Origin of the sequence: Rhodococcus gannanensis, assembly GCF_042681175.1 — a bacterium.
GTDB lineage: Bacteria > Actinomycetota > Actinomycetes > Mycobacteriales > Mycobacteriaceae > Rhodococcus_G > Rhodococcus_G gannanensis.
Genome location: NZ_JBHUFB010000022.1, coordinates 111,046 through 118,143, shown reverse-complemented (window position 1 = coordinate 118,143; position 7,098 = coordinate 111,046). Strand labels below are relative to the sequence as shown.

Annotated in this window: 6 protein-coding genes; 1 reads left to right on the top strand and 5 read right to left on the bottom strand. The window is 69.1% G+C overall.

The annotated features are described in order from the left end of the window. Positions 1-56: 56 nt before the first annotated feature. The gene (locus ACFSJG_RS25920) at positions 57-1,511 is read right to left on the bottom strand and encodes an aldehyde dehydrogenase family protein (RefSeq protein WP_378488124.1); all 1,455 of its coding nucleotides are present in this window, start codon (positions 1,509-1,511) and stop codon (positions 57-59) included. Between the two features lie 226 nt (positions 1,512-1,737). Between ACFSJG_RS25920 and ACFSJG_RS25915 the strand changes: the two genes are divergently transcribed. Next, positions 1,738-2,079, top strand: a complete 342-nt coding sequence (locus ACFSJG_RS25915) for a hypothetical protein (protein ID WP_378488123.1) — start codon at positions 1,738-1,740, stop codon at positions 2,077-2,079. 65 nt (positions 2,080-2,144) lie between these two features. Here ACFSJG_RS25915 and ACFSJG_RS25910 read toward each other — a convergent pair whose 3' ends face one another. The 4 genes from ACFSJG_RS25910 to ACFSJG_RS25895 form a co-directional block, all read right to left on the bottom strand. Beyond that, on the bottom strand, positions 2,145-3,767 hold the full coding sequence (locus ACFSJG_RS25910) for a long-chain-fatty-acid--CoA ligase (RefSeq protein ID WP_378488122.1): 1,623 nt from the start codon (positions 3,765-3,767) through the stop codon (positions 2,145-2,147). A gap of 64 nt (positions 3,768-3,831) precedes the next feature. Continuing rightward, positions 3,832-4,587, bottom strand: coding sequence for an esterase/lipase family protein (locus ACFSJG_RS25905; protein WP_378488121.1), 756 nt, complete (start codon positions 4,585-4,587; stop codon positions 3,832-3,834). Positions 4,588-4,707: 120 nt separating this feature from the next. Further along, entirely contained in the window at positions 4,708-5,820 is a 1,113-nt protein-coding gene (locus ACFSJG_RS25900) for an acyl-CoA dehydrogenase family protein (protein ID WP_378488120.1), read from the bottom strand. A gap of 34 nt (positions 5,821-5,854) precedes the next feature. Beyond that, positions 5,855-7,030 carry an acyl-CoA dehydrogenase family protein gene (locus ACFSJG_RS25895; protein ID WP_378488119.1) on the bottom strand — a complete coding sequence of 392 codons (1,176 nt, stop codon included), beginning with the start codon at positions 7,028-7,030 and terminating at the stop codon, positions 5,855-5,857. Between the last annotated feature and the right edge of the window lie 68 nt (positions 7,031-7,098).

The following is a 7,098-nucleotide window of genomic DNA, read 5'->3' as shown; positions in this document are numbered from 1 at the left end:
GGGGGGAAGTGGCAGTGCCACTTCCCCCCGACGCATGTCCGGACCCGGTCGTCGAACTACAGTGCCGCCCAGACGGACTTGGTCTTCAGGTACGCCTCCACGCCCTCCTTGCCGAACTCGTGGCCCCACCCGGACTGCTTGTAGCCGCCGAAGGGCACGTTGTGATCGAAGACGAGCTGGCTGTTCAGCGTGACGGTGCCGGCCTGCAGTCGCTTCGCCAGCCGGTGCGCGCGGCTCAGATTCGTGGTCCAGGCGGTGGCGGCCAGCCCGTAGCTGGTGTCGTTGGCCATCGCGACCGCTTCGTCGTCGTCGTCGAACGGCAGCACGGTCACCACCGGCCCGAAGATCTCCTGCTGGTAGAGCCGCATGCCGCGGTCGACGTTCGTGAGCACGGTCGGGTGCACGAAGTAGCCGGTGCGGTCGAGTCGGTGACCACCCGTGACGACCTCGACGCCGTCGCCCTTGCCCTCGTCGATGAATCCCATGACCCGGGTCAGCTGCTTCTGGCTGATCAGCGGGCCGATCATGCTGCCCTCCTCCTTGGGCCCGCCGAGCTTGAGATTGTTCGCCACCGTCGCGATGCCCTCGACCACGCGGTCGTAGACGCCGCGTTGCACGAAGATGCGCGAGCCGCACACGCAGCCCTGGCCGGAGTGCACGAAGATGCCCATCGACGCCATCATGATCGCCATGTCGAGGTCGGCGTCGTCGTAGATCAGGACCGGTGACTTCCCGCCGAGTTCGAGCATGACCTTCTTGAGGTTGCCCGCCGACGCCTCGACGATCTTCTTGCCCACCTCGGTCGACCCGGTGAACGCGATCTTGTCGACGTCCGGATGGGTGGTGAGCGCCGCGCCCGCCGTGTGGCCGTACCCGGTGACCAGGTTGACCACGCCGTCCGGTACGCCCGCCTCGCGAATGATCCGGTCGAGCAGCAGGGCCGAAAGTGGTGTCTCCTCAGCGGGTTTGACGATCATGCTGCACCCCGCCGCGAGGGCGGGCGCGATCTTGGCGCACGCGTTGAAGATGGGTCCGTTCCACGGGAAGATGAGCCCGACGACGCCGTAGGGCTCCTTGAGCGTGTAGGCGTGCATCTGCGCGAACTCGCCGGACACGCCGCCTTCCATCTGCACCTCGTACGCGCTTCCGTTCAGCTTGGTGCACCAGCCGGCGTAGTAGCGGAAGAACTCGGCGCAGGTGGGGGCGATCATCTGCGCCTGGGCGAGCGGCATGCCGGTGTTGAGGGAGTCGAGCTCGGCGAACTCGGCGGTGTGTGCGTCCATCAGGTCGGCGATGCGCCACATGATCTTGGCGCGCTGACGGGCCGGCATGCCGGTCCACACCGCGGCCTCGAACGACGCGCGGGCACGAGCCACGGCCTCCTCGACGGCCTTCTCGCCGCCGTCGGTGAACTCGGTGATCTGTTCCTCGGTGACCGGGTCGATGATCGGGATGATCTCACCGGTCCCCGGCCGGGCGCGGAGCTCGTCCAGGATTTCCTGCACCGTCATGCGTGCTTCCTCTCGTCGGGTTGCTGGCTCTGGACGCACCGAACCGGACCGACACCGCTTGCGCGCACACGCGTCCGGGTCGGGCTCGAGCATCGCAGAAACGTCATTCTCCTGTCGTGAGAATCTACTTAACATCGCCAGGCGGACCAGGTCAATGCCGCCGACGAAGAGAACCCGGTGAGGCGTGGGTCGCGGGGCATCGCCGTGGCGCCCGACCCGGACGACGGTGGACACCGCAGTCGTGTCGGTGCGATGGTTGCTGCGGGCGTCGGGGCGGGACGTCGCCGAGAAGAATCGGCTCTGCCCGACCAACCGGCTTCCCGACGTTCCGCTCGACTGGGTGCGCGGGAAACTGACCGAGATGGCGGCCGACCGCTCCTGGTCGAAGGAACCCGACATCGCGAACTGGCTCGAACGGTCCCGTCTCAACGTCCAGCGCGGGGTGCGGGAACGCCGCGACGACCCCGACGTCCGCGAGGCGTTGGCGCACTACGTCGAGTGCGTGGGGCCGGGGGTCGCCCGGCTGATGTCGCTGCTGTCCGACGCCGTCGACGGCCACAGCGGGTGAAGGTGGCTTTCACTCGCTTCAACGAGATGAACGGGACTTTCAGCCAGGTAGCTGGTGCCGCCCGATCAGCGGTCGAGTTCGGCGTCGAGGGTGGCGGCGAGGTCGGGGGTGACGGGAACGAAGGTGGTCGTACCGGGCGCGCGGAAGAAGGTGGGGTCGGGCGAGTTCCACCGCTGCGCGGTGAGGGACCGGCCGAGCACTTTGTACGTGGCTGTCTTCGGCAGGTCCTCGGTGACCCGGACGAAGCTCGGCAGCTGCTTGGGTCCGAGATCGGATGCGGACCGGAGGAACTCGGCGAACTCGTCGATGTCGAAATCCTCCGCGGGCACGACTGCGACCGCCACCCGGTCTCCGACCTCGGGGTCGGGCACCGCGAACGCCGCGACCTCGGTCACCGCGGGGTGGCGGGTGAGGACGTTCTCGATCGGCGCGCTGCCGAGGTTCTCGCCGTCGACCCGCATCCACCCGGAACTGCGGCCCGCGAAGTACACGTAGCCGTCGGCGTCGACGTAGCCGAGGTCCCCGCTCCAGTACCGGCCGTCACGCACGCGCTCGGCATCGGCCTCGGGATTGTTGTAGTACCCCGCGAAGCTCCCGGTTCCGGTCGTGTTGACCAGTTCCCCGGTCGCCTTGTCCGCGTTGAGGATGCGTCCGCTGGAGTCGAACTCCGCGGTGGGGCAGGGTGTTCCGCTCTCCGGATCGAGCACGGCGATGCCGGCAGGGAGCAGTCCGAGCGCGCCCGGAGGGGTTCCCGGGGCGCGCGAGATCAGAACGCCGCCCTCGGTCGAGCCGAATCCGTCGACCACTCGGACGTCGAATCGGCGGGCGAACTCGGCGATGGCAGAGGGGGATCCCTCGTTGCCGTACAGGATCCTGAGGGGATTGTCGGCGTCGTCCTCCAGCTCGGGTGTCGCGAGCACGTAGGCGAGGGGCTTGCCGACGTAGTGTGCGTAGGTGGCGCCGAACCCGCGCACGTCGGGAAGGAAACCGGAGGCGGAGAACTTGCGTCGCAGAGCGAAGTTCGCGCCCGCGGCGATCGCGACCGACCAGCACGCCATCACCGCACCGGAGTGGAACATCGGCATCGATGCGTACGCGGTGTCGGTGTCGGACAGCCCGAAGCGGTCGGCGAGCATCACGCCCGGACCGGCGACCATCCGGTGAGTGACCCGCACGGCCTTCGGATCTCCGCTGGTTCCCGACGTGAAGATCAGCATGAACAGGTCGTCGAGGGTCGGCATCCGTTCGGGCACCGCGCTGCCCTGGTGCGCGGCAAGCAGATCGCGCCACTCGGCGGAGTCGATCAGGAGGACCCGGACGCCGGCGAGGTCGAGTCCGTCCAGCAGTGCGACCCGGTCCGAGTCGGTGACGAGCACCTGGCAGTCGGCCCTGGCGATATCGCCCGCGAGCGCGGCGCCGCGGCGCGTGGTGTTCAGCCCGACCAGCACGGTGCCGCCGATCGCGCTCGCGGTCAGCAGGAGCGAGAACTCGGGGACGTTGTCGAGCAGTACCGCAACGTGTGGCGGCAGCGCGGGGTCGAGCGCGGCGTCCAGCGCGGCGGCGAGATCGACGCCCATCGAGACGTGATCGGACCACGAAGTTCGGTTGTCCTCGAACAGGATTCCGTTCGATTCGACGTCCCGCAGGCGGACGAGGAGGTCGGCGACCGTGGGCGCGGAAGTGCTCATGTGCGCAGTCTAGGTGCGCCGTGACACCCCGACCAGCAGCAGTCGCACCTGGTGGGACCGGCCCCTACGAGACGGCGTACCCGAGGGCCGCGAGGTCGTCGGTCAGCGCGAAATGTGACACGCAGTGGTCGAGGACGAGTCGCGCGCCCGGCAGGCCGGTGGGCGGCGCCAGTTCGTCGCAGGGCGTCGCGATGTCGGTGTAGCGGACGCCAGGAGTCGGTACCCCGCCTCGGTGCAGGTCGCGGAGGAGGTCGGAACCGCGGATGAGCTCGCGGCACCCGGCGCACACCGGGTCCACGATCGGTTTCTCCCACGCCAACACCAGGTCGTAGGTGCCGAGGGCTCGGCTGAGGTCCTCGGTCGCGGCGAGACCGCCGATCTCGGTGCCGTGCCAGAGCGGTCCGAGGGTGGTCAGGCTCCGGACGGACGACGACCCGAACCGTTGCAGATACCGTTGCGCGACAAGCGACCCCGCGCCGTGTGCGACGACGTCGAACGGTCCGTCACCGGCACGGGTGATCGCGTCCGCGAGGTCGTCGGCGCCCGCGTCGGCGCCGCGGAGCCCCGCGGTGGGCAGGGGAACCTCCCCGTCCGCGGGGACGCCCCAGGTGACGGGGACAGCGCATCGCCCCTGCCGTTCGAGCAGGTCGACGGCGGTACGCCACGAGGACGCGTCACGGCCGATGTCGTGTACCAGCAGCACGCAGGGATTCGCGGGAGCCGGCGCCGCGGCGCCGGCCGTGGCCTCGCCGGGCAACACGAGGGCTGCGACCGCCACCGCGACAGTGAGCGCCCGGATGGGCAGAAATCGGTTGGTCATCGTGTCCCCCTCGACGGTCGTGGCCGATGGTAGGGGCCCGCACCGGCGCCGGCGGCGGAAACGACGCGAACGCCCGGCTCCAGTGACGGAACCGGGCGCTCGCGATGTCGACGGTGGAGATCAGGCGGGAATCTCGGCGAGCGACTGCCCGAGTCGGCGGAGCTGCTCGGTCGCCGAGCCGAGCGCGAACTCGTTGTGCTTGGCGGCCAGGAAGTAGCGGTGCACCGGGTGGTCGCGGTCCAGACCGACGCCACCGTGGACGTGGATCACGGTGTGCGAGACGCGATGACCGGCGTCGGCCGCCCAGAACTTCGCGGTCCGGATCTCCGCCTCGGCGGGCAGGTTCTCGCTGAGGCGCCACGCGGCCTGCCACAGCGTCGACCGGACGGCCTTGACGTCGATGAACGCATCGGCGAGGCGCTGGGCCACCGCCTGGAAGCTACCGATCGGCCGGTCGAACTGCACCCGCTCGCGGGCGTACTCGGCGACCAGTTCCAGGGCACGTTCGAGCGTGCCGAGCTGCTGGGCCGCGAGACCGACCGCGGCGCGGTCGAGGATCCAGCCCACGACCTCGGAGCCGCGCTCCACCCCGCCCAGAACCTGGTTGGTGGCGACACCGGACAGGTCGACGATCGACTCGGCGCTGTAGTCGGTGGTCGACTGCCGATCGATCTGCACACCTGCCGCGGATGAGTCCACGACGAACACCGCGACGCCCTCGGGGGTGGTGGCGGGGACGAGGATCGCATCGGCGAACGCGGCCGCGGGGACGGTGATCTTGGTTCCGGTGATCGTCCAGCCGTCGCCGCTGCGGTCGGCGCGGGTGACCGGCTGTGCCGGGTCGAGATTCAGTTCCTCCGCCAGCGCGACCGTCAGGATCGCGGTGCCCGCACCGGCGCGACGGGCGAGATCCTGCTGTGCGTCGTCACCGAACTCGGCGAGCGCCGACGCGGCCAGCACGATCGAACTGAGGTAGGGGACCGGCGACACGGGGCGACCGATCTCGCGGAGAATCGTGCACTGCTCGAGAACGCCGAATCCGCCGCCGCCGACCGATTCCGGCAGCGCGGCCGCGAGCACGCCGGCATCGGCGAGCGCCTGCCAGAGCTTGTCGTCGAAGCGGTCCTCGGCGGCGTCGAGTTCCCGCAGCCGGTCGTTGGTGGTGAGCTTCTCGGCGATGCTCCGAGTGAGCTGTTCGAGGTCCTGCTGGGCCTCGGTGGGAGTGAAGTCCACGGTGATTCCTTCGGGTGCAGTCCTGAACAGGAGGTCAACGCCGCGCGGGCGGCTGTCCCAGCGCGGTCATGGCGAGGATGTCGCGCTGGACCTCGTTGGTGCCGCCACCGAAGGTGAGGATCAGCGAGGAACGGTGCATCCGCTCGACGCGGCCCCGCAGGACCGAGCCCTTCGAGTCCTGACGGAGGTAGGCGAGCGGGCCCAGGACCTCCATCAGCAGCCGGTACGCCTCGGTGGCGAACTCGGTGCCGAACACCTTGCACGCGGACGCGTCACCCTTGCTGGGGGCGTCGACGGCGGAGACCTCCCAGTTGAGCAGCTTGAGGTACTCGACCTTCGCGTGCACGCGCGCGAGGTTGATCTGCACCCACTCCTGGTCGATGACGCGTCGGCCGTCGGCCGTCTTGGTGTTCTGCGCCCACTCGACGGTGTCGCGCAGGGCACCCTGGATCGGCGCGGCCGAGACCAGGGCGACGCGCTCGTGGTTGAGCTGGTTGGTCATCAGGGCCCAACCACCGTTCTCCTCGCCGACCAGCGCCGAGGACGGAACGCGGACATCCTGGTAGTAGGTGGCGCTCGTGTCGGGGCCGGCCATCGTGTGCACCGGGGTGTACGAGAAGCCCTCCGCGGTCGTCGGGACGATCAGCATGCTGATGCCCTTGTGCTTCTTGGCCGTCGGATCGGTGCGGACCGCGAGCCACACGTAGTCGGCGTACGCGATCAGACTGGTCCACATCTTCTGGCCGTTGACGATGTAGTCGTCGCCGTCTTTCACGGCGCTGGTCCGCAGGCTGGCGAGGTCGGTGCCTGCGCCGGGCTCGGAGTACCCGATCGAGAAATGCAGCTCGCCCGAGGAGATCTTGGGCAGGAAGAACTTCTTCTGCTCCTCGGAGCCGTAGTGCATGATCGTCGGAGCGACGGAGTTGATCGTCAGGAACGGCACCGGTGCGCCCGCGATGGCCGCCTCGTCGGTGAAGATCAGCTGGTCGATGGCGGGGCGGTCCTGGCCGCCGTACTCCTTGGGCCAGCCGAGGGTGAGCCAGCCGTCGCGGCCCATCTCGCGCACGACATCGCGGTAGACGGTGCCCGATCCGTATTCACCGGTCTGAGCTGCGAGTGCCTCGCGGCGCTCGGGAGTGATCAGCTTCGCGAAGTACGCGCGCAGCTCCTCCCGCAGCTGCTGCTGCTCCGCGGTGTAGGTGATGTGCATCGATCCCTCTCCGGTCCGACTGGTGCATCCGGTCTGACACAAGTTCTAGTCATCGACAATCGGTGCGC

Bases quoted from the DNA above. Each gene is read 5' to 3' on its own strand.
- ACFSJG_RS25905 (WP_378488121.1), bottom strand. From the start codon at position 4,587: ATGACCAACCGATTTCTGCCCATCCGGGCGCTCACTGTCGCGGTGGCG.
- ACFSJG_RS25895 (WP_378488119.1), bottom strand. From the start codon at position 7,030: ATGCACATCACCTACACCGCGGAGCAGCAGCAGCTGCGGGAGGAGCTG.
- ACFSJG_RS25910 (WP_378488122.1), bottom strand. From the start codon at position 3,767: ATGAGCACTTCCGCGCCCACGGTCGCCGACCTCCTCGTCCGCCTGCGG.
- ACFSJG_RS25920 (WP_378488124.1), bottom strand. From the start codon at position 1,511: ATGACGGTGCAGGAAATCCTGGACGAGCTCCGCGCCCGGCCGGGGACC.